The organism is Bradyrhizobium sp. LA6.1, assembly GCF_040547805.1.
In the GTDB taxonomy this organism is placed as follows: Bacteria; Pseudomonadota; Alphaproteobacteria; order Rhizobiales; family Xanthobacteraceae; genus Bradyrhizobium; species Bradyrhizobium barranii.
This window is the reverse complement of sequence record NZ_JBEPQK010000031.1, coordinates 37,321-57,370: the sequence shown is the minus strand read 5'-3', so window position 1 is coordinate 57,370 and position 20,050 is coordinate 37,321. Positions and strand designations below refer to the sequence as shown.

18 protein-coding genes are annotated in these 20,050 nt (G+C 60.8%); 6 read left to right on the top strand and 12 right to left on the bottom strand.

Translation table 11 applies throughout. The annotated features are described in order from the left end of the window. Nucleotides 1-437: 437 nt before the first annotated feature. From ABIB99_RS42270 to ABIB99_RS42255, 4 genes are all read right to left on the bottom strand, one after another. Nucleotides 438-1,238 (bottom strand): class I SAM-dependent methyltransferase, encoded by an 801-nt coding sequence (locus ABIB99_RS42270; RefSeq protein WP_063985286.1) that lies wholly within the window; start codon nt 1,236-1,238, stop codon nt 438-440. 153 nt (nt 1,239-1,391) lie between these two features. Then, entirely contained in the window at nt 1,392-2,180 is a 789-nt protein-coding gene (locus ABIB99_RS42265; protein ID WP_063985287.1) for an ABC transporter ATP-binding protein, read from the bottom strand. After that, complete coding sequence (locus ABIB99_RS42260; protein WP_224517721.1) at nt 2,174-3,112, bottom strand: ABC transporter permease; 939 nt, start codon at nt 3,110-3,112, stop codon at nt 2,174-2,176. Before ABIB99_RS42260 ends, ABIB99_RS42265 begins: the two co-directional genes overlap by 7 nt. A gap of 101 nt (nt 3,113-3,213) precedes the next feature. After that, complete coding sequence (locus ABIB99_RS42255) at nt 3,214-4,344, bottom strand: ABC transporter substrate-binding protein (RefSeq protein ID WP_354181767.1); 1,131 nt, start codon at nt 4,342-4,344, stop codon at nt 3,214-3,216. A 443-nt stretch (nt 4,345-4,787) separates the two neighbouring features. Here ABIB99_RS42255 and ABIB99_RS42250 point away from each other — a divergent pair, with 443 nt between their 5' ends. After that, the gene (locus ABIB99_RS42250; RefSeq protein WP_085398205.1) at nt 4,788-5,129 is read left to right on the top strand and encodes a hypothetical protein; all 342 of its coding nucleotides are present in this window, start codon (nt 4,788-4,790) and stop codon (nt 5,127-5,129) included. A gap of 293 nt (nt 5,130-5,422) precedes the next feature. Here ABIB99_RS42250 and ABIB99_RS42245 read toward each other — a convergent pair whose 3' ends face one another. Then, a complete protein-coding gene (locus tag ABIB99_RS42245) occupies nt 5,423-5,800 on the bottom strand; it encodes a YybH family protein (protein ID WP_354181764.1) in 378 nt (125 codons plus the stop codon). Nucleotides 5,801-5,848: 48 nt separating this feature from the next. Beyond that, the gene (locus ABIB99_RS42240; protein ID WP_085403315.1) at nt 5,849-6,328 is read right to left on the bottom strand and encodes a MarR family winged helix-turn-helix transcriptional regulator; all 480 of its coding nucleotides are present in this window, start codon (nt 6,326-6,328) and stop codon (nt 5,849-5,851) included. Nucleotides 6,329-6,484: 156 nt separating this feature from the next. On the opposite strand from ABIB99_RS42240, the gene ABIB99_RS42235 reads away from it, so the two are divergent. Together ABIB99_RS42235 and ABIB99_RS42230 are read left to right on the top strand one after the other, a co-directional pair. Beyond that, nucleotides 6,485-7,813 (top strand): Rieske 2Fe-2S domain-containing protein, encoded by a 1,329-nt coding sequence (locus ABIB99_RS42235; RefSeq protein WP_354181762.1) that lies wholly within the window; start codon nt 6,485-6,487, stop codon nt 7,811-7,813. Between the two features lie 5 nt (nt 7,814-7,818). Then, entirely contained in the window at nt 7,819-8,871 is a 1,053-nt protein-coding gene (locus ABIB99_RS42230; protein WP_354181760.1) for an ABC transporter substrate-binding protein, read from the top strand. 14 nt (nt 8,872-8,885) lie between these two features. Here ABIB99_RS42230 and ABIB99_RS42225 read toward each other — a convergent pair whose 3' ends face one another. From ABIB99_RS42225 to ABIB99_RS42200, 6 genes are read right to left on the bottom strand one after another with little or no spacing between them, the layout of a single operon-like run. Next, nucleotides 8,886-10,004, bottom strand: coding sequence for an ABC transporter ATP-binding protein (locus ABIB99_RS42225; RefSeq protein ID WP_354181758.1), 1,119 nt, complete (start codon nt 10,002-10,004; stop codon nt 8,886-8,888). Between the two features lie 18 nt (nt 10,005-10,022). Further along, complete coding sequence (locus ABIB99_RS42220; protein ID WP_354181756.1) at nt 10,023-11,786, bottom strand: ABC transporter permease; 1,764 nt, start codon at nt 11,784-11,786, stop codon at nt 10,023-10,025. 7 nt (nt 11,787-11,793) lie between these two features. Beyond that, nucleotides 11,794-12,810, bottom strand: coding sequence for an ABC transporter substrate-binding protein (locus ABIB99_RS42215; protein WP_245344197.1), 1,017 nt, complete (start codon nt 12,808-12,810; stop codon nt 11,794-11,796). A gap of 47 nt (nt 12,811-12,857) precedes the next feature. Then, nucleotides 12,858-13,271, bottom strand: a complete 414-nt coding sequence (locus ABIB99_RS42210) for a Rieske (2Fe-2S) protein (protein ID WP_354181753.1) — start codon at nt 13,269-13,271, stop codon at nt 12,858-12,860. Next, on the bottom strand, nt 13,271-14,374 hold the full coding sequence (locus ABIB99_RS42205; RefSeq protein ID WP_135217089.1) for an amidohydrolase family protein: 1,104 nt from the start codon (nt 14,372-14,374) through the stop codon (nt 13,271-13,273). The genes ABIB99_RS42210 and ABIB99_RS42205 overlap by 1 nt, the downstream gene beginning before the upstream one ends. Then, a complete protein-coding gene (locus tag ABIB99_RS42200) occupies nt 14,371-15,501 on the bottom strand; it encodes an amidohydrolase family protein (RefSeq protein ID WP_354181751.1) in 1,131 nt (376 codons plus the stop codon). The genes ABIB99_RS42205 and ABIB99_RS42200 overlap by 4 nt, the downstream gene beginning before the upstream one ends. Nucleotides 15,502-15,645: 144 nt before the next feature. On the opposite strand from ABIB99_RS42200, the gene ABIB99_RS42195 reads away from it, so the two are divergent. From ABIB99_RS42195 to ABIB99_RS42185, 3 genes are all read left to right on the top strand, one after another. Continuing rightward, complete coding sequence (locus ABIB99_RS42195) at nt 15,646-16,149, top strand: MarR family transcriptional regulator (RefSeq protein ID WP_354181749.1); 504 nt, start codon at nt 15,646-15,648, stop codon at nt 16,147-16,149. 1,428 nt (nt 16,150-17,577) lie between these two features. Further along, on the top strand, nt 17,578-18,723 hold the full coding sequence (locus tag ABIB99_RS42190) for a fructose-1,6-bisphosphatase (RefSeq protein WP_063985299.1): 1,146 nt from the start codon (nt 17,578-17,580) through the stop codon (nt 18,721-18,723). Nucleotides 18,724-18,773: 50 nt separating this feature from the next. Further along, nucleotides 18,774-19,961, top strand: a complete 1,188-nt coding sequence (locus ABIB99_RS42185; protein WP_063985300.1) for a 6-phosphofructokinase — start codon at nt 18,774-18,776, stop codon at nt 19,959-19,961. Nucleotides 19,962-20,050 lie beyond the last annotated feature (89 nt).

Below are 20,050 nucleotides of genomic sequence, written 5' to 3'. Positions count from 1 at the left end.
GTCCGAGAGGCGCAAGGACTCCGCCGTCCACGTTTCTCTTTCTTCATCTTCACTTGTCAAACAGCCCGGGACCAGGAGGTCCCAACCTTCCAGAGAGGAAGGGTTCCGACACCCTTACCGACGATGAATGAACTCCAACCGACTTATGTCGACTGTTGTGTCACTCAACAAGGTGAGGAGCATCAAGAGCGTGCATGCTTCCCTTGGCATCTAGGCCAAAGAGAGCGCCCGACAGACGGGCAACGCTGGAAAACGCATAGACGCTCACTCACCTGACTTCAAGCAGAAAATGAAAAGTTTCCACTTCGCCAATCTTCTCGTGTCCGCGTAGCAGAGCAGCAAGCCTGCTCGTCCTGGTTAAGCCCAGACGTTCATCGACTTTCCACCCGGGCACTCAGATAGTCAGAACCTCGGAAGAGACCGCTCTGGCCGTCGAGTTAGGGAACGATGCCTCGGCACGCCCACGCGACGTTTGCAAAGGACCTGGGGCCGTCGGGCCGGCCGGCCTCGTAGGCATCGCGCACGGCGGCGTCGGTGCGCGCTCGCTCCGCAGCGTCGAGCGCTGCCACATACTTGCCGAGCGGCCCTTCGCCAGCGGCAATCGGCGTCCAATAGTCGGCAAAGCTTTTGTAGTCCATGCGGATCATCAGCTCTACTTCCGCAATGCTCACGAGACCCTGTTCGGCAAAAGTCCGTCTCAGTTCGCCCGGCTGCATCATTGGTTGAAAGCAATAGCGACTGCGCAGCTGGCGCCCGCTTTCACCGAGTGCCGCCACCGTGTCGACCATCATGCGCATGCCGGGCATCCCGCCGAGATGATCCCACACCGCTGCCGCGACCACGCCGCCCGGCCGAACGACGCGGCGCATCTCGGCTACTGCCTTACCGGCTTCGGGAACGAACTGGAGCACGAGAAGCGCCAAAGCGCGATCGAACGTGCCGCCCTCGAAGGGCAGGGCGCAGGCATCCGCCTGTCGGACTTTTATTCGCGGGTTTGTGTTGCGCCGGATTACCTCCTCGACAAAGATTGGCGAATAGTCGACCGCGGTAATCTCGGCGAGGTCGGCGGCTTTGGCGAGCGTGAAGGTCAAGCTACCGGTGCCGCAGCCGATCTCGAGAATCCTTTCGCCGTCGGAAATCCCTGTGAAGTCGATGAATTTCCGCGCGAGTCTTCGGCTCCAGCGGCCCATGAGCTGCTCATAGCCCGCGGCGCTGTGGACGTTGAATTCTGAGGTCATCGAAGTCTCCGTGCGCTTCCCAGATTTTTAGATCTCCACGAGGTGGCTGCACAGCCGCTAACACAATCGCATTGCGATCGCGGCGAGAACGCCGTGCTGCTTGCTCTGTGGATGCGTATGAGAAGATCCGTCACGGCGAGCTCCTTTTGAGGGCTACCATGCCTCATCGAGGCCGAGTTGCCCAAACACCTCGCGACGAAGCTCAACGAAGTGCGGATCGCCCCGGTGGCGAGGATAGGGCTGGCTGTTGACGACTTCAGCCTTGACCCGTGCAGGCCGGTCGCTCAGCACGATGACACGGCCAGCAAGCAATAGCGCCTCCTCGACATCGTGCGTGACCATCAGCGCCGTGAAGCGCGAGCGCTGCCAAAGTGATACGAGTTCCGCCTGCATCGCGATGCGAGTCAGCGAGTCGAGCTGGCCCAAAGGTTCGTCGAGAATGAGCAGCTTTGGGTCGTTGACAAGCGCACGCGCCAGAGCCGCGCGTTGCGCCATGCCACCGGAAAGCTGGTGCGGGTAGGCATTGGCGAAGCCAGTGAGCCCCACCAGGCGCAAGGCGTCTTCGATACGCCCGCCATGAGTGCGTAGCAACCCGCGGGCTTCCAGACCAAGCGCAACGTTGCTCCGTACCGTCCGCCATGGATAGAGCGTTGGGTCTTGAAAAACGACGACACGCGACGGATCGGGTGCTTCGATCTCTCTTCCCTCCGCTAGCAGGGAGCCGGCTGTTGGAGTGTCGAGCCCCGCGACCAGCCGCAGCAGGGTCGATTTTCCGCACCCACTCGGACCCAGGAGAGCGACAAATTCGCCGCGGCCGACCTGAAGGCTGATGCGGTCCAATACCGGCAGGGGCTGCCCTTCGAGATCGAAGCTGTGGCTCACTTCGCGGAGCGTTAGCGTCGATCCACGGACCGCGTGATCGCTTGCGATCGCCGCTACCATCGCACCAGACCTTTCTGCCAGGATAGCAGGCGGTCCCGCAAGCGGAACAGCAGCGTGATCAGCCCTGAGCACAAGAACGCCATGAGCAGCAGCGCGGCGTACATATTGGCATAGGCCGCCCAACCTTGCGCCCATTGCAGGTACCAGCCGAGCCCCGCCTTCACGCCCAGCATCTCGGCTACGACAAGAACCGCAAACGAGTTGCCGAGACCCATGAACAGGCCAACAAAGACATGTGGCATTGCCGCCGGAATGGCAACCTTGAGCACGAGGAAGCGCTGGGTTGCTCCCAATGTCCGCGCAATATCGTAATAGGCGCTCTTCACGCAGGCGACGCCCGACCAGGTCAGCACGGTGACCGGAAACCCGGTGGCGAGCGCAATCAGGAAAATGCTGGCGCTGAAGCTCGACGGGAAAACGAAAAATGCGAGCGGCAGCCAAGCTGTCGCGGGCAGCGGCCCGATGAACCGCAAAACTGGGTGGATCCAATAACCGGCGAGCCGCGACCAGCCGATCGCCACGCCGGTTACGAACCCCACCGCCGCACCGAGAAAGTAACCGGTCGCGAGCAGACGCGCTGAGGCGAAGATGCCTTCAGCCAGCCGCCCCCAATCATCGATTACGACTTCGACAATGGCCTGCGGCGGCGGAAAGAACGGCAACGGCAGCAATCCAAGCTTTGCTGTGACGGCCTCCCAGGCAGCAAAAAACAGCGCGAGCGCAAACAGCCACGGGGAGAGCCGCTGGAGACGCTGAAAAGCAACAAAACGAACGCCGGCAAAGGCTGCCAGGGCGAGCGCAAGGGCCAACGCGCCGCAGGCAATCGCGAAGCCGCCCGTGTAGGCCCAATCGCTCTCGGGCTTATCCGGCCAGAGCGCAGTGAGCACGGCGACCATAGACCATGCGGCGGCAACAGACAGTCCGCCGATCAACGACCGAGTGGTCGAACTTTCAAAAAAGCCGAAACCCGATTTCTCTGATGGCCTCGGCACTTCATCGATGACCGAGCTCACTGCGGATCTTCCCAATCGGCTCAGCTTAGAACGTCAAGATAAATCCGCTCGGCGAACTTGGCCGGGTCAGTGCTTCGCTTCATGACGTTCACTGCCTTGAGTTCGTCGGTGTAGAGTAGAAGCTGCTTCTTGAGCGTGGCCCCGACCGGGTGATTGTGGTGAGTATGGCTACGATACATGGTGGCGAGATCCTCTACGGATCCTCTCCCGCCGTAGCCCGAATAGATTGCTGCGGCATCGGCGGGATCGCTGGCAACTAGGTCTGCCCCCTCCAGTATCGATCGGGTCAGAGCGGCCGCCACCGGCATTTCGCTTCGGGTGAGGCTGCCACGTATCGCGAGAACGCAGCAGGTGCGGTCGGCGAATTCACCCGTCAAGTTCGTCGCGATCTCGTTGAGTTTGCCTTCCTTGAGCCAGAGGTAGGGCAGCGGATCTATCTCGGCCAGCGCCTGCACTTCGCCCTTGTCGACGGCAAGCGCGAGCAGATTGGCCGGGTACTGGCGCCACTCTACCTCTTGGGCCGGATCGATGCCCTTTTTGGCGAGGTAGATCGAAAAGAAGTTCTTCGCTGGGCTCGATTGATCGCTAACCCCGATGGCCTTGCCGCGCAGGGATTCCAGGCTGTCAATATTCGCAGCCTTGGAGCCGAGGAGCCGGATGCAGCCGCCGTGCACACCGGCGGTGATCCGAACGTCGAAACCTTGCTCCAGCGGTTTGAGCCAGCGCAGGGCCAATCCCAAACCGGCATCCGCCTTGCCAGTTGCAATCGCCTCCAACAACTGGTCGGTCGAACCGCCGAAATTGACGAATTCGACATCGAGGTTGTGCTTGGCGAAGATACCCCGCTCCTTTGCGACTGCCGCAGCGACGGTGCACGCCGCGTTCGCATTCCAGGCGAGTTTGAGTTGGCGGGGTGGGCCCTGCAGCTCTTCACTGCTCGCTGCGGCGCGACAAATAAGAGGCTCGCCGGGAATATAAGACAGCGATCCAGTCCCGGATGCCGTCAGCGCGCGAGCCGCTCCAAACATTCCAAGCGGCGCCGTGGCGCCGAGGGTGCAAACCAACGTCAACACCGAGCGGCGGGAGAAGGCACCCCGCTTCGCTTCGGACAGACCTTTCGTCAAGCTGTTGCCAATTTCGCGCTTTTCCATGTGTCACTCCCAAACTCGCGTGTGAATGGAATAGAACTGGGCGGCGCTTTGCGGGGCCTTAGCTCACCTCTCTTTGGGCATCATCCGAGCCCGTCTGCTACACAGGTGTGAAGAGCTTCACATTAACGCAAAAAATTGGAAGGAGATAGCCGCGCGGCGATTAAGGCTCTTGTCAATCGTGTTGACCCACTCACGGCGGCGTCTGTCGCATTTGATCGCGATCGGCACGAGTAGATGGTCAATATCTGAGTCGGGCACACGCACCAGCATGCATGGAGCCTGCGTTGCGCGAATTGAGCAACGCCTGGACCGAGATCATGCAGGATAGGCTGAACTTCGACGCTAAGTTCAGCATGCTTTGGAATGGTCGGCTTCCCGCTTCGCTAGCTTGATCCCGGGAATGGCATCAATGTTGCGCCGGGGCATACTTACAAGGAGGTCGCATGATTACCGCCGTTGTACGATACACACTGCCGCCGCAGATCGACCACGCCGCGTGTCGCGAGCACTTTCACAAGATCGCCCCCAACTTCCGCGGGGTGACGGGGCTGATCAGCAAGCACTTCATCTGGTCCGAAAGCGGCTGGGCGGGCGGCGTGTACCAGTGGGAGCGTATCGAGGACGCTACGGCGTTCTACACCGGGCCGTGGCTCGAGGGCATCATCCAGCGCTACGGCATGAAGCCGCAGATCGATTTTTACGAGGTTTTTGCGGTAACAGACAACACGCGCGGTAAGGTTGAGCTGTTCGAGGAGGCCGTTGCTCCAAATGACCCCAGCAGATAGCTCTTCTGCCGCACTAGCGCGTAGAGGTGGCGTTGTATGAGAGGATAGCTGCGGAATCCTCACGTCATCGTAGGTAGCAAGTCCACGCCTCGACCGAATGCGACGGATCACTCTGATCTTGGCTCTTCGGAGACGTGCCGATCAGGCCAAATGTCCGCGTTTCGCCAAGAACTGCCCTCCCCGTTAAGTCGCAGTTTGACCCAACCCGGACATATCTTGCACCGGAGACAAGTAGCCCTTTTGGGCGTCCGGTAAGGCCGCCGCCTCGCCGGACCGATTAAGCTTCGACCGCTTTAGTTGAATGTTTGCAGCCTCAATTTGAGCGATCCGTCGGCTTGGCGTTCGAAGACGTGCGTCGCTAAACCACTGAAGGGAGACAGCTTGCCCTCCTTGTCCTTACCCGTAGCGCTCCACTTGGCTGTGCCGAAGACTACCTTGTCGTCTCCGCCGGCATCGATCATCTCCAACTTGTGATCCGTCACACCGCTCGCGAAGAGTCCGGCAAAGAACTTCTCGATCTCGGCCGGCCCCGACGCGACCTGATGTGTGGGCGGCATCAATTTTGCCGTCGCGACATAGGAGGCGCCGATGGCTTTCTCGTCGTGCTTGTTGAATGCGGCATCCCAAGCGGCGTAAGCCTTCTCCACGTCCCTCTTGGCGTCTGCGGCCAACGAAATTCCCGGCGCGCCGAGCAGACAAATGAGTAGTGTTGAAGACCGTTATAGGAATTTCTCGCGGCCCTGTGCTTTGATCTCGGTCTCCAGTTGCTGATCGAGCTTGTCGAGGCTTCGCCTCAAAACCTCGATTTCGTGCGGATCGAGCGCCGCCATGAGCTTGCGCTCGACCCGAACAACGAATTTCTCGATATCCTTGTAGACCTTGCGGCCATCGGTCGTGAGGCTCAGGCTGGCGCGGCGGCGGTCCGCTTTATCCACGTCACGATGAATCAGCCCTCGGCGCACCAGCAATTCGATGGAGCGCGCGACCTTGAACGCATCGGACGAGGTCAATGTCGCAAGTTGCGTGGCCGTCAGCGGCTGATGCCTGGCAATGACCGCGAGGCTTCGCCAGGCCGGCATCGTCAGCTCGTAACGATCTTCGTACATGGGGGAGATGAAGCTTCCCAGCCGCGAAGCGATGAGACCGAACCGGTATCCGGTCCAATTCTCGAGCGGGAGGATCGTGCTGACCTTGTTCATCAAGACAATTTGCTCGCGGTGATGGGAGCAGAACCATAACGAGTTGCACTGCACCACTCAACCGCTCGCTTTCCGGACGATCGCGTCATTGACGCAGGACCGAATTACTTGCATAATGCAAATAATAAGCATTCAAAAGAACCGAGGAGGATCACCATGTCGAAATCGACTGACGGCCAGGATCTGACGCTGGTTGGCCCGGGTACGGTCATGGGCGAGATGATGCGGCAATACTGGATACCCGCCGCTCTTTCTTCGGAACTATCAGTCGACGGCGATCCAATGCGCTTGATGCTGCTCGGTGAGCAGCTCATTGCCTTCCGTGACAGCTCGGGCCGGGTTGGCGTGCTGGATCACCAATGTCCGCACCGCTGTGCCTCGCTGTTCCTCGGCCGTAACGAGCAGGACGGCATCCGTTGCGTCTATCACGGCTGGAAATTCGACGTTGACGGCCGCTGCCTCGAAATGCCGAACGTCCCCCCTCCGCAGGATTTCAAGGAAAAGGTCCGTGCAAAAAGCTACAGGGTTCGCGAGTGCGCGGGCCTCATCTGGGTTTACATGGGCCCGCGGGCCGAGGCGCCGCCGATGCCGATGCACGAAGCGCTGTTCGTTCCGGAGCAGGATCTGACCGTCACCATCCTCCAGCGCGAAGCCAATTGGCTCCAGGGCCTCGAAGGCGATATCGACACGTCGCATTTCGGCTTCCTGCATGCCGGACACATCAACCCTGATGATTTCGAGGAAGGCCACCCGGCCCGTCACACGGTTTCCAACCGAGCGCCGGAGTACAAGGTCACCGAGACCGACTGGGGCACGATGTACGGCGCATTTCGGCCGGAAGCTGACGATCGAATGCACTGGCGCATGGCGCATTTCTCACTGCCGTTCTGGACCCAAACCCCGAACGCCGACTTTGCCGACCACGTGGTGGCCAAAGCGTGGGTGCCCATGGACGACACTCACACGATGCTGATCTCGATCTATGGCGGCCGCGCCAAAGGGGCGACTTACTCGAGTTCCAAGCTGAAATCCGGTGGCGGCATCCCCGGGGCCGACGGTCTCGATTATCTACCCAACACCACGGACTGGTATGGGCGCTGGCGTGCGGTCCAGAACATCGGCAACGACTGGCAGATCGATCGCGAAGCTCAGCGTACCAACAAGATCTACACCGGCATCCGCAACATCGTGATGCAGGACCAAGCCGTCACGGAAAGCATGGGGCCGATCGTCGATCACACCAAGGAACATCTCGCACCGAGCGACGTGATGATCGCGCGGACGAGGCGGCGCCTGCTCAACGCGGCACGGGCATTCGCCAACAGCGGCACCGTGCCGCCCGGCGTCGACGATGCCGAGGTGTTCTGGAACGCGCGCGCAGGCTCCTACTACGCTGACGCGAAGATCGACTGGCTCGAGGCCTATCAGGACAAGCTGAAGACCGCCATTCGCTGGCGTGCCCCGAGCCCGCAAGCCGCGGAGTAGCGACAATGGCCACGCCGGACCGGGAAAAGCGCGCGCGCATCACGCGCCGCGCTACGGTGTTTGGACTGACGGCCTCTTCGATCCTGCCGTCGATCATGGCTCCTTCGAGAGCGGAGGGCGAATGGTCCTCGCTGGTCGCCGCCGCAAAGAAGGAAGGCCGCGTGGTGCTCTACAGCGCATTCGTCGGCCTTGCCGCGCACAAGGAGCTCAAGAAGGACTTCGAGTCCGCCTACGGAATCACCGTGGACATTCTCGAAGCACGCGCGAGCGAAGTCCGGGAGCGCATCCGCATCGAGCAGGCTGCGGGCCGCAACGCAGCCGACGTCTCCGAGAACGGGCGGACCACGACCACGCTGCAGATCAGGGAGGAGCGTGTCTTCGAACCGCACGGCCCCCTCCCCAGCCTCGGCCGTCTCAAGACGGACTTCCCAAGCGACGGCATGCGGCTCCCTGTCTTTGCCATCGTCTACGGCATCCTGGCGAACACCATGCTGATCAAGCCGGCGGACGAGCCGAAAAGCTGGCTCGACCTGACGGATCCGCGCTGGAAAGGAAAAATCCTCAGCGACGATCTGCGGACGCTCGGCGGCGGCGGCGTGCTCTTCTCGGTCCTGCAGGACCTCTACGGGCGCGCCTTCCACGAGAAGCTTGCCCAGCAGGACCTGAAGTTCAGCCGGGAGATCCCCGCAAATGAGCGCCGCGTAGCGCGCGGCGAATACCCGCTCTACATCCCCGACAGCCTGACGTCGCTGCTCGAACTCAAGGGCCTTCCGGTCAAGTTCATCGCGCCGAAGGAGGGGCTGCCCTATGTCGGCTACGATCTCGCGCTGCTGAAGAATGCACCCCACCCCAACGCGGCGCGGCTGCTGATGGAATACTATCTGGGCAAGACGATGCAGCAGAACCTTGCGAGGCTCGGGCTGCTGCCGACCACGGCGGACGCGCTGACCGGTGTCGATCCCGCGGTGGCACAGATCGAAACAACGAAGCTTCTCGGCACCACGGATCCAGAACGCATGAACGAGATGCTGTCTTTGGCTCAGCAGATCTATCGCTGAGAGGCATTCCCGGCTTAAGGGGCCGCGCCGGCCTGCTCCGGCACAGCCCAAGCCGACTGCTGCGGAACGACGACGGTCACATTGTCTCCGACGGAGAAGCCACCGAACGGCGGCGCATCGACATTGAGGCGGCTATCGTCGGTCTGCACCACGACCGACCGGATCGGACCGCGGAAGATCGTATGCGCAATCTGTCCGGACCATCGAAGTTCGTGGTCACTGTGAGCTGCACCCGGCGCCGCGATCCGGGCGTCCTCGGGACGAACCATGACGGTCACGGGCCGCCCGGGCCGGATCTCGCTTGCCGACTGGCACGCACCACGCCAGCCCTTGCCGACGACATTGAGCCGCACCCGATGATCGTCGATCCGCGTGCAGGCCTCCACACTGGCCTCGAGCAGGTTCGGTGTCCCGAAGAAGGCCGCCACGATCCGGTTTGCGGGATAGCGATAGATCTCCTCGGGCGCTCCGATCTGCTGGATTCGGCCGCGATCCATCACGACCACACGGTCGGACAACGCCATCGCTTCGGCCTGATCATGTGTCACGTACAGGCTCGTCATCCCAAGCCGTCTCTGGATCGAACGGAACTCGTCGCCCATCTGCAGACGGAGCTTCGCGTCGAGATTGCTGAGCGGCTCGTCGAGCAGCAGCACCTTGGGTTCGAAGACGAGGGCCCGCGCGATCGCGACCCGCTGCTGCTGGCCGCCGGACAGCGCCGGTGCCGGCCGCTCGGCAAAATCCTGCATCTCGACCAGACGGAGTGCCCTGGCGACGAGATCGCGTATCTCGGCCGCGGATTTGCGGCGCACCCGCAGCGGATAGGCGACGTTCTCGAAGACGGTCATATGCGGCCAGATCGCGTATGACTGGAAGACCATGCCGAGCCGCCGGCGCTCCGACGGAACGAAAACGCCGCGAGCCGCATCACTGACGACCTCGTTGCCGATGCTGATGCGGCCACCGGTATTCTGCTCGAGGCCCGCGACCATCCGCAACGTCGTGGTCTTGCCGCACCCCGACGGCCCCAGCAGGGTCACGAATTCACCCTCGCTGACGCGCAGGTCGACGCCGTCGACCGCGACGAAATTACCGAAGCTCCGGCTTACCTTCTCAAGAACGACATTCGACATGGCACGATCCAAGCCTGGTCACATTCCACCGATACGGCTGCTGATGAACTTGAGTTGAACCCACCGGAAGACGATCACGAGAACCATCATGATGAGCCCGATCACGCTGACCTGCTCCGCGTTGCCGTTCGCCCACAGCTTCAGCAGCACGACAGACAACACCTCGGAGCCGACAGAATAGAGCAGAACGGATGCGCTCAGCTCGCGCATGATGCCGAAGAACACCAGCACCCATCCGACGGCGAAGGAAGGCCAGGCCAGGGCAAGGACGATGCGCCTCATGGTTTGCAGCCAGCTTGCGCCATGCACCCGGGAGCACTCCTCGAGGTCGAACGAAAGCTGCGCATATGCGCTCGACATGGCGCGCACCGAAAGCGGCGTCCCAAGCGAAATATAGGCCAGCAGCAGCGCCCAGATCGTGCCGTAGATCGGAATCGCGTGAGGCAGCAGAGCAAAACCCCAGAGAAACCCGACACCAAGGACGATGCCGGGCATCATCCACGGCAGCCAGGCCATCGAATCGATCAGCAGCCGGCCTCGCCACTTCGTGCGAACCGAGACATAGGCGACGGTTGCGCCGAGCAACATCGTCAGTGTGGCGCCGACGAGGCCCAGGAACATCGTGTTGCTGAACCCGCGCCAGAACTCGCTGCTGCCGAACACCGCCTGATAGTGCTCGAGTGTCAGCATGTCCCACTGGTAGAACCCGAAGAACTTGAAGAACGAGCCGATGATGAGTTGCCCGACCGGGAGGACCACCGTCACCACAAAGAACAGAACGCAAAAGGCAAAGGTTGCCCATCGCCATGCACCGAGTTTCATCACCGAAGGTGAATAGCCCTTGCCGGTGATGGTCTGAAAACTCCGGCCGCGCAGCATCCGCCGCTGCAGAAGAACGATCAGGAACAACAGCGCCATGATGACGAAGCTGATCGCGGTTGCATACTGATATTGCGGCGGCGACCGCTGGTTGATCGAGTCATAGATGTCCGTCGTGATGACCCGAATGCCTGCCGGTGAACCGAAGAATAGCGGCGACTCGAAATTCTCGATGCCGCGAATGAAGCTCAGGATGGCCGCACCTGTCAGCGCGGGCAGCATAAGCTGCAATGTGACGGTACGAAAAGTTCTCAGGCGTGACGCGCCGCACATGGTCGCCGCTTCTTCGAGACTCGGATCCATCGCTCGGAAGGCGTCCACGATAAGAAGAAACAGGAACGGCACGGAATACTGCATCATGTGCCAGACTACGCCGCCATATGAATAGACGTTGATCGGCGCTGTCTCCGATCCCGTGACCCACTGATAGAGCTGATTGAGCAATCCGACCTGCGGATTGCCGAGCATGCCCCACGCCATTGCGGTCAGGATGGGGGGAATGAAGAATGGCAGCGTGATCAGGACTTCCAGAGCCCCCCGGAATGGCGTGTCGGTTCGCGCCAGTATCCAGGCGAGCAGAACGGCCAGGATTACCGAAGGGATGGTCTTGGCCAGGGAGATGCCGACGGTGTTGAGGAGTGTCACCGCGCTTTGCAGCGTGATGACGTCGCGATATCCGTCCAGATTGAAAGTGCCGGCCATTCCCGGCGGCGTCGAATGCAGGCTTCCATAGAGCAGCATCGACAGCGGATAGACGGAAAGGAAGGCGAGAACGACGACGAGCAGAGCGAGCGCCGCAAGGCGGCCTGCCGCAGTCGCCTGCAGCCACCGCCCGATCCCGCTCAGGCCGGTCGTACGCCTCTCGACGAGGTTGTTCACTCCCTCTCCGGCTGAAACGCTCATGGGTCTCTCAGGGGTAAAGCTTCTTGGCGAGATCCATCATCGAGGAGCGCTCAGCCAGCTTGGCGGGACCAATGATCTTGGCATTCACGAACTGCTGCGCGTCCGGATTGGCGCGCTCGGCGGCCGCGGCGTTCACCGGAAGCATCCAGGCGTTTGCGTAGAGCAATTGCGACTCGACGCTGAGGAAGTGGTCGATGAACAAACGCGCAGCGTTGGGATGCGGCGCGTTCTTGAGCACCGCGAGATCCATCTCCGCGAAAGGTGCACCCTCCTTCGGAATCACGACTTTCACCGGCAGCCCCTTCAGATCGGACGTGAAGGCAAAGATCTGCGGGATATAGATGGCGTACTCGCCGCGAGCGACGCGCCGCGCGTCGTTTCGCATATCGCGGCTGAACACGGGCTTTTGCTCGGCGAGCTTCTGGTTGAAGTCGGTGCCCATGGTCTTTTCCAGGATGGCGAACATGGTATTCCCGCTGCCGAGCGGCCGCATGTCGTCCGAGAGGATCTTGCCCTTCCATTTGGGATCGTTGAGATCGTTCCAGCTCGTCGGGATGTCCTGCTCCTTGACCAGCCGCGTGTTGATGAGGATGCCCATCGGCTGCATGAAGGCCGGCACGCTGTATTCATTGGCTTTGAACGGCGGTCGCAAATGGGCGGCATTCGGGATCGGCGGCAGTTTCTGCACGAAATCGCCGTTCTTGAGTTGCTCCTCGATCATGGTCGTCGTGACCATTTCGGCGTCGCCCAGGAAGCGGCCGGCCGCCTGCTCGGTGCGGATGCGCTCGGAAAGCTCACTGGCACGGAGGTCGAGACTCTCGACCGGAATTCCGTATTTCGCTTCGAACGACTTGAGGACAGCCGTGAAGTAGGGAGCGCCCAAGGCCATGTTGTAGACCACGACTTTGCCTTCCTTCTTGGCGGCCTCGACGACCTTGTCCCAAGAACCGTCCTCGGCTTGCGCGGAGCTCAACAGACCCACGAAACAGGCGACAGCCGCCGACATCCCTAGCTTGAACACCACTTACTCCTCCCAATGCGCTTTTATTTACTTAATTGATTCACTGGTCTTCAGACTTCCAAGACAACATATTGCTTGTCGATCGTGACCTGAAACGTTTCGGCGCGCAGCTCGCCTTCGATCAGCGTGCCTCCGGGCTCGACTTTCAGCTCATAGCTTCGGACCTTGGTGCGATCCGGCTCGCACCATGACCGGCCGGTTCGCAGATCGAATTCCCAGCCATGCCACGGGCAGCGCAACAACTCACCGCGACGGCTGTATTGATAGTCACCGGGCCCCGTCGCCTCGACGAGCCCGACGATGCGTCCCTTGCACAGGGACGCCCCCTCATGCGGGCAACGATTGCCGACGGCGAAATACTCGCCCTCGACATTGAAGATGCCGATCTCGCGTCCATTGACCTGGACCAGCAGGCGCTGGCCCGGCGGGATCTGATCCACGGTCGCAACCACATGCCGCGCCATCAGTCCAGCCTGTAGAACTTGCGCGCATTCTCGTAGAGAAGCTGCTCGCGCTGGGCCTGCGTGAGATTGGCGCGAAACGCGTAGCGCGGATCGTCGAAATCCCAATGCGGGTAGTCGGTGGAAAACAGCAGCCGATCCCATCCGATCCTGTCGAACAGATCGATCAATTCGGCTGACGTCGCCGGCTCTTCCATCGGCTGCGTGCTGAACCACACCTGCTCGCGCACATATTCCGACGGCGGCTTCTTCACATGAGGAACCTCGCTCCGAAGTCGTGCCCAGTGCTTGTCCATGCGCGCATTGAGCGACGGTACCCAGCCCAACCCGCCCTCCATGATCACGACGCGCAACTCGGGAAAGCGCGCCAGGACGCCTTCAAACACGAGACTGGCCACGACCGCCTGCATGGTCTGGGCGACCGAGTGGTGTTCCTCCATGTAATAGGATGTCCATCCGCCGCCGGTCGACGGATGGCCATTGGTGCCGCCGACATGAATCGTGATCGGCAGGTTGTTGCGCACGGCCGCCTCATAGATCGGCCAGTAGCGCCGACGTCCAAGCGGCTCGTCGGTCTTGGGCAGGATCAGGATCTGGGTAAAGTTGGGATCCCCTCCCCTGGAATCGATCTCGGCGACGGAGGCAACCGTGTCCTCCTGGGCGATCAGCACCGAGGCCCTCAAACGCGGCTCCTGCTTCACCCAGCGTTCGACCTGCCAGGTGTTCATCGCGCGGGTCAACGCGACGCCAAGGTCGAGATTTCTCTGACTGCCCGGATTCCAGCGCAGGGGTATCAACATGCCCACCTCGATCCCGTTCGGATCGAGGTGCTGCTTCTTCATCAGGTCAAGGCTCGATCCCGGCGGCCCACCCTCCTCCGGATAGGCATCGATCCGCGCAGCGTCGGGCGACATGCGCGGATGCGACAGCGCCTCGGAGAAGGCGTGGCGCAGATGGCTGCCATAGACCGTGAGATGCTCGATCCATTGCCTTTCCAGATAAGGATGCACCTCGGTCCAGGAGGTCATCGCCGGATGGATGTCGCAATCGATGACTTTCAGCTTGTAGTTCGAGGCCCGTGGCCGTTCCAGTTCAACGGTGCTCATGGCACAACCTCCATGATCTGATCGGCCGTGGCCAATCGCGAGTAAGTGGCGAGCGCATTTTCACTGGCGATCTTGCGGAAAAGCGCATCAGGGAGCCGGCCGGAGAGAACCGCATCCCCGTCGAAATGCCAATGCGGATAGTCCGTCGAGAACAGGAACAGTTCGTCCGACTTGATGTGATCGGCGAGCCGCATGATGGCCTCGCCGTCGTCCGCCGCATCGACCGGCTGGACGGTGAAGCGCACATTGTTACGGATGATCTCGGACGGCGTGCGCGTGACCCACGGAACCTCGGCTCGCACGCCTTTCCATGTCTTGTCGGCGCGCCAGATGAACCCGCTCAGCCACGTCAACCCGGATTCGATTGCAACGACCTTGAGCCCGGGAAACTTCGCGAACACGCCCTCCGATATCAGGCTTTGAAGCTGGCTCTCGAATGCGGCGGATTGCGCCACATAGTCCTCGACATAGTATGACGGCCACCCGACGGCGGTAGGCGCATATCGATAGGCGCTTCCTGCGTGAATTCCGATCGTCAGGCCGAGGCGCTCGGCGCGTTCGTAGATGGGCCAGAGATGTCGCCGGCCCAGCGTCGTTTCACCGGACACCAGCATGAGGACCTGCACGAACCGGAAGTCGTCGGCGCGGCGGTCGATTTCCGCCACGGCGAGTTCCGCGTTGTGGGACGGGATCACGATCGAGGCGCGGAGGCGCGGATCCCGATTGAGCCAGTGATCCCTGATCCAGTCGTTGGTCGCCCGGCAGAACGCTGCCGCCATATCCTCACTGTGAAGCACCTGCGCGCCGTAGAGGCAGTTCAGAATTCCATAGCGTGGTCGAAACCGATCGAGCACATGGTCTTGCATCGCTTCGAGCGAGGAGCCAGCCTTCGCACCGCCCGGGAGAAGCCAGTCTGGACGACAGGACAGCGGCGAATTCTGCGGATAGCTGGTCAGGCTCAGATTGAGACGATCGAGCGCGCGGACGGAGACCATCTCGCGCCAATAGTCGTCCAGATAGGGCAGGAGGACGCCCATCCCGGGCACCGCCGGGTGAAGGTCGCAATCGATTGCGCCGGCATACGTCCTCGCCTCATCAAGACCGGCGACCAAGCCGTTTCCTTCCATGTCACTCTCGCCACTTTTTTCTTGGAATTGGGAGATTGGGCTCTATGTTGATATGTCAATAAATGTTTTGTCAAGAACTTTGATCTGGATCAATGCGCTGCAAAATGTGGGACTTGGAACGAAGTCCATTGGAGATCTTCGAAAATGCCGGCGACCAAGAAATTCGAGAGGGAGAAAGCTTCGGACGAACGTTCCCGGAATGCCGGAATGCTGGCCCGTGAACATGTGGCCGTGCTGGTGTCGACCCTCGGCATGCGCCTCAACAGAGGCGCGACCGCGTATTACCGCGCGGCCTGGAACATCGGCATCGTGGAATGGCGTCTTCTCATGACGCTCAAGAGCATCGAATCCCTCAATGTCAGTGAACTTTCCGACGCTGCCGACGTCGACAAGGCTGCAGCAAGTCGCAGTCTCGCCATCTTGGCGGATCGAGGGCTGATCTCGATCGAGCAGACTCGCTCCCGTGGCAGAGCCGCTATCGCCAAGCTTACCGGCGAAGGTAGAGATTTCGCCACGAGAATGGCCGAAGCCTCGCGTAAGCGCGAGGCTCGGCTATTCAAAGATTTCCCAATCGCCGACAAAAAACAATTGTCGCAACTTTTACTTCAGCTTTCTAATGCCTTGGATCATGCTGATTGGGAGCACTAACGGATCCCACAGCAGCGGCAGGATCAATTGAGCTACGATGCTCGCGTCCAACCCGCAGAACGTTTCTCGATAGGATGTCCCCGTCTCACTCACGGCACGCGCGACGCTCTTGCCCTCCTTAGGGAGACGGCCGGCGGCTTCGGATCGCCCCCAAAGTCCTGCTAGGTGGTGCATTGTTCTGAAAGTTGTCGCCGTCTCTCGCTTTTCAACCCGGATCGCCCGCAACAATTCGTAGACGTGGCTAGGCTTGATCTCGGGGGTCGTGAGTTTCCAATTGCCGGGTAAGCGTACAGTTTGAGCGACGACGGCCATTGACCGCGATGCTTCGTGCTCCAGATCGACCAGTGCTCGCGCATGTAGATTTCTGCGCACAGCTCGAAAGTAGGCAGGGTGACCTTGGTCTCTCCGGCTTTCGCTTCCTCAGGCGCCGCTCGCTTCTCCACACGATGTCGACGCCGGGTGCGCTGCGATCGCCTTTGACACGAAGACGCGCTGCGTCGCGGACAAGCCGCGCGTCCTTTAGCGACACGTCCTTGAGCGATCCGAGACCGAGCCAGCGCGGCTTACCTTCTTTCCAGTACCGTTAGCACCAGTTCTTGCACTCGCGATGACGAGGTAGAGACCGTCGCCGTTGTTGTTGCTGGCTGAGAAGATGATGACGGCACTGCGAAAATGCGAATAATTTCCGTTGGTCACTTTTGAGGGGCTGTGTGATAGGCCAAGCGGTCTCCCATCCTCAAGCAAGTCGATCTGGTCGGACCACTGTCAAAGTCTTGGCACTGGCCTGTTTCCGGCGACAGTGGCCTAGTTTGAAATGACAACGTGGCCCGTTTTGTTCTGGGCCAACCATACGGTGTATTCACGGGCGGAACACGCCGTCATAGATTGCCGAACTTTCCCGGTCTTGGCACGATCTGCAATAGACGCCGCATTCTGACGGGCAATATCATTTCCCGTTTCAGGACTATGGAGGGCGGGCGCGCTTCGCGGGCTAGCTCTTAGTCCGTATTCCTGACCGCCTCAGCTAGTATGGCGTAAAGCTGGCGCTTGCTGAGCTCTTTGGGCTGCCGCTTCTCCAGTGGTTTCGACACCTTCTTACCTACAGTGCGGGCACAAGCGGCGGACAATGCCGCTCTCTTCCGGTCTACCCCTGTGAACGGAAATCGTCAGACTGCACCGGCATGTATCACGCGGGCCAAAACCGGACTCGTGCACCGTAGAAAATGATGGCGCATGATCTACTTATCCTATCGGTTCTGGTATGATCCTTAAGGTGGTTGAATATCTCGGGAAGCGGATTTTTCGAGCAGGAAGGGCATCTGCGGAACCTAACGTAACATCAGACGTTCTTCCGGCGTATGAGCAGCGCCGTCGCCCCGGCGCAGCCTGCGCAGAGGCGTCGCGCTGTGCTGGTCGGAGAGAAAGCTCATGAGACTCACTCTTTCTGTCATCAAGGCTGACGTTGGCTCAGTCGGCGGGCATACGAAACCATCTTCACGCATGATGGCAGCTGTCGAGGGCGAGGTCGCGAAGGCGATCTGCAATGGTCTGTTGATCGACGGTTTTGTCTGCCACACCGGCGACGACATTGCGATCATCATGACGCACACTCGGGGCGAGGGGAGCTCCGAGATCCATCAACTCGCCTGGAAGGCGTTTCTTGCGGCCACTTCGGTTGCAAGGACTTCCGGTCTCTACGGCGCCGGCCAGGATCTTCTCGCAGACGCACCTTCCGGAAACATTCGCGGTGCCGGCCCGGGCGTCGCCGAGCTCAGCTTCGACCACAGCCTCTCGGGGCCGAGACCCGCGGAATCATTCATGGTGTTTGCCGCCGACAAATGCGGCCCCGGCGCCTATAACCTGCCGCTCTACCTCGCCTTCGCTGATCCCATGTATTGCGCCGGGCTGATGCTACCCCCGATGATCAAGGGATTCCGTTTCCATGTCATCGACATGGACCACACGGCGGGCGACAGCGTGATCGAACTCGACGCGCCCGAGGACAACTACCACATTGCCGCGCTGCTCCGCGACAACGAGCGCTTTGGCATTGATCGCATCGTTTCTCAAACATATGGCGAGGTTGCCGCCGCCGTGTCGGCGCAACGTCTTCACGCAATCGCAGGCAAGTACACCGGCAAGGACGATCCGGTCGCAATCATCAGAAACCAGGGAATTTTCCCGGCGCCCGAGGAAATTATCTCGCCCTTCGCCAAGGCACACTTCGTGGGCGGCGATGCGCGCGGCTCGCATGTGATGCCGCTGATGCCCGTGCCGCTCAATACACCGGTCACTGGCATGTACTGCCTGCCGATCGTTTCTTGCGCTGGCTTTTCGGTCGACAAGGACGGCCGCTTTTCCGAGTCCTATACCGATTTCTTCGACAACCCGGCGTGGGACGAGGTGCGCCGGCGCGCGCAACGCAAGGCAATCGAGATGCGCAGCCAGGGCTGGTCCGGCGCTGCGATGCTGCCCTATTCTGAGCTGGAATATGGCGGCTTCCGCGACACCGTATCCGCACTCGTGAAGCGATTTCGGCTGCGTGAGGAGCGCAAGCCGGAAGCGGCCGAGTAGCGAAGCTGCGCTGTGCATTATTACGACCTGCCAATGCTGGGAGGTTTGGCTTGGCGAAAAGACGCATCGGCATTCTCACGGGCGGCGGCGACGTCGCCGGCCTCAACGCAGTCATCAAGAGCGTGACTTATCGCGGCAGTGAGAACGACATCGAGGTCGTCGGTCTCCGCCGTGGTTGGGAGGCCCTCACGCACTTGAACCTCGAGGACCCGACCAGCAGGTCTCACTATGTCATCCCGCTCAACCGTGAAAACACTCGCACTATCGACCGGCGCGGCGGCACCGTGCTGCACTCGAGCCGCATCAATCCGTCCAAAATACAAAAGCTGCCCGATCATCTCGTCGGCAGGGACGTTCCAGTCTCCCTGAGTACCAAGGACGGCATCGTAACCAAGACCTGGGACCTCACCGGCCAGGTGCTGGCGAACCTTTCGGGGCTCGGAATCGAACACCTGATCGCCATCGGCGGCGACGACACGCTCAGCTATGCGGCCAAGCTCAACGAACTCGGCGTCAAGATCATCGCCATCCCGAAGACGATGGACAACGACGTCCGCAACACCGAGTACTGCATCGGCTTCTCGACCGCGATCACCCGCGCCAGCGATGCCATCCAGCGACAGCGCACCACTGTCGGCTCGCATGAGCGAATTGGCATTTTCCGCGTCTTTGGCCGCGATGCTGGATTCACAGCGCTCTACGCCGCGTATGCGACCTCGATACGATGCGTCATACCGGAGTACAAGGTCAACCTCGACAAACTGATCCAGCTGCTCCTCGAGGAGAAGCGAGCGAACCCAAGCAACTACGCGCTGATCGTGCTCAGCGAGGGTGCCGAGTGGGAGGGCTTCAACCTGCAGGAATACGGCGAGCCTGACGCCTACGGTCACCGCAAGAAGGCCAACGTGGCGGAATCGCTTGCCGACGAGATCAAGCGGCGCGCCGGCGAGGAGACGATCACCTCCGACCTCACCTACGACCTGCGATCGGGCGATCCGGACTTCATCGACAAGCTTGTGGCCCTGACTTTCGGCAACATGGCCTACGATGCCATCCTGGAAGGCAAGACCGGCCTCATGTCGGCGCTGGTAGAGGGCTGCTACGACCTCGTGCCCATCCCTGACGCCAAGCTCGGCCCGCGCAAATTGGACGTCGCCAGCAGCTACAACACGGAGCGCTATCGCCCCATCTACGGCAACAAGCAGGGGTTGCCGATCTTTCTCAACCGCGCGTCATAGATAGATGGTGACCCAAGCGCCGGCATGACTGGTTGCTGCGGGTGCGTCGCAACCGGCCTTGTCGCCGCCGCGCCACCGAGATCGGGGAG

What these genes read in the sequence shown, in the direction of transcription:
- ABIB99_RS42255 (WP_354181767.1), bottom strand. Translation starts at nt 4,344, where the DNA reads ATGGAAAAGCGCGAAATTGGCAACAGCTTGACGAAAGGTCTGTCCGAA.
- ABIB99_RS42190 (WP_063985299.1), top strand. Translation starts at nt 17,578, where the DNA reads ATGAGACTCACTCTTTCTGTCATCAAGGCTGACGTTGGCTCAGTCGGC.
- ABIB99_RS42220 (WP_354181756.1), bottom strand. Translation starts at nt 11,786, where the DNA reads ATGAGCGTTTCAGCCGGAGAGGGAGTGAACAACCTCGTCGAGAGGCGT.
- ABIB99_RS42265 (WP_063985287.1), bottom strand. Translation starts at nt 2,180, where the DNA reads ATGGTAGCGGCGATCGCAAGCGATCACGCGGTCCGTGGATCGACGCTA.
- ABIB99_RS42195 (WP_354181749.1), top strand. Translation starts at nt 15,646, where the DNA reads ATGCCGGCGACCAAGAAATTCGAGAGGGAGAAAGCTTCGGACGAACGT.
- ABIB99_RS42270 (WP_063985286.1), bottom strand. Translation starts at nt 1,238, where the DNA reads ATGACCTCAGAATTCAACGTCCACAGCGCCGCGGGCTATGAGCAGCTC.
- ABIB99_RS42250 (WP_085398205.1), top strand. Translation starts at nt 4,788, where the DNA reads ATGATTACCGCCGTTGTACGATACACACTGCCGCCGCAGATCGACCAC.
- ABIB99_RS42240 (WP_085403315.1), bottom strand. Translation starts at nt 6,328, where the DNA reads ATGAACAAGGTCAGCACGATCCTCCCGCTCGAGAATTGGACCGGATAC.
- ABIB99_RS42230 (WP_354181760.1), top strand. Translation starts at nt 7,819, where the DNA reads ATGGCCACGCCGGACCGGGAAAAGCGCGCGCGCATCACGCGCCGCGCT.
- ABIB99_RS42235 (WP_354181762.1), top strand. Translation starts at nt 6,485, where the DNA reads ATGTCGAAATCGACTGACGGCCAGGATCTGACGCTGGTTGGCCCGGGT.
- ABIB99_RS42205 (WP_135217089.1), bottom strand. Translation starts at nt 14,374, where the DNA reads ATGAGCACCGTTGAACTGGAACGGCCACGGGCCTCGAACTACAAGCTG.
- ABIB99_RS42210 (WP_354181753.1), bottom strand. Translation starts at nt 13,271, where the DNA reads ATGGCGCGGCATGTGGTTGCGACCGTGGATCAGATCCCGCCGGGCCAG.
- ABIB99_RS42200 (WP_354181751.1), bottom strand. Translation starts at nt 15,501, where the DNA reads ATGGAAGGAAACGGCTTGGTCGCCGGTCTTGATGAGGCGAGGACGTAT.
- ABIB99_RS42225 (WP_354181758.1), bottom strand. Translation starts at nt 10,004, where the DNA reads ATGTCGAATGTCGTTCTTGAGAAGGTAAGCCGGAGCTTCGGTAATTTC.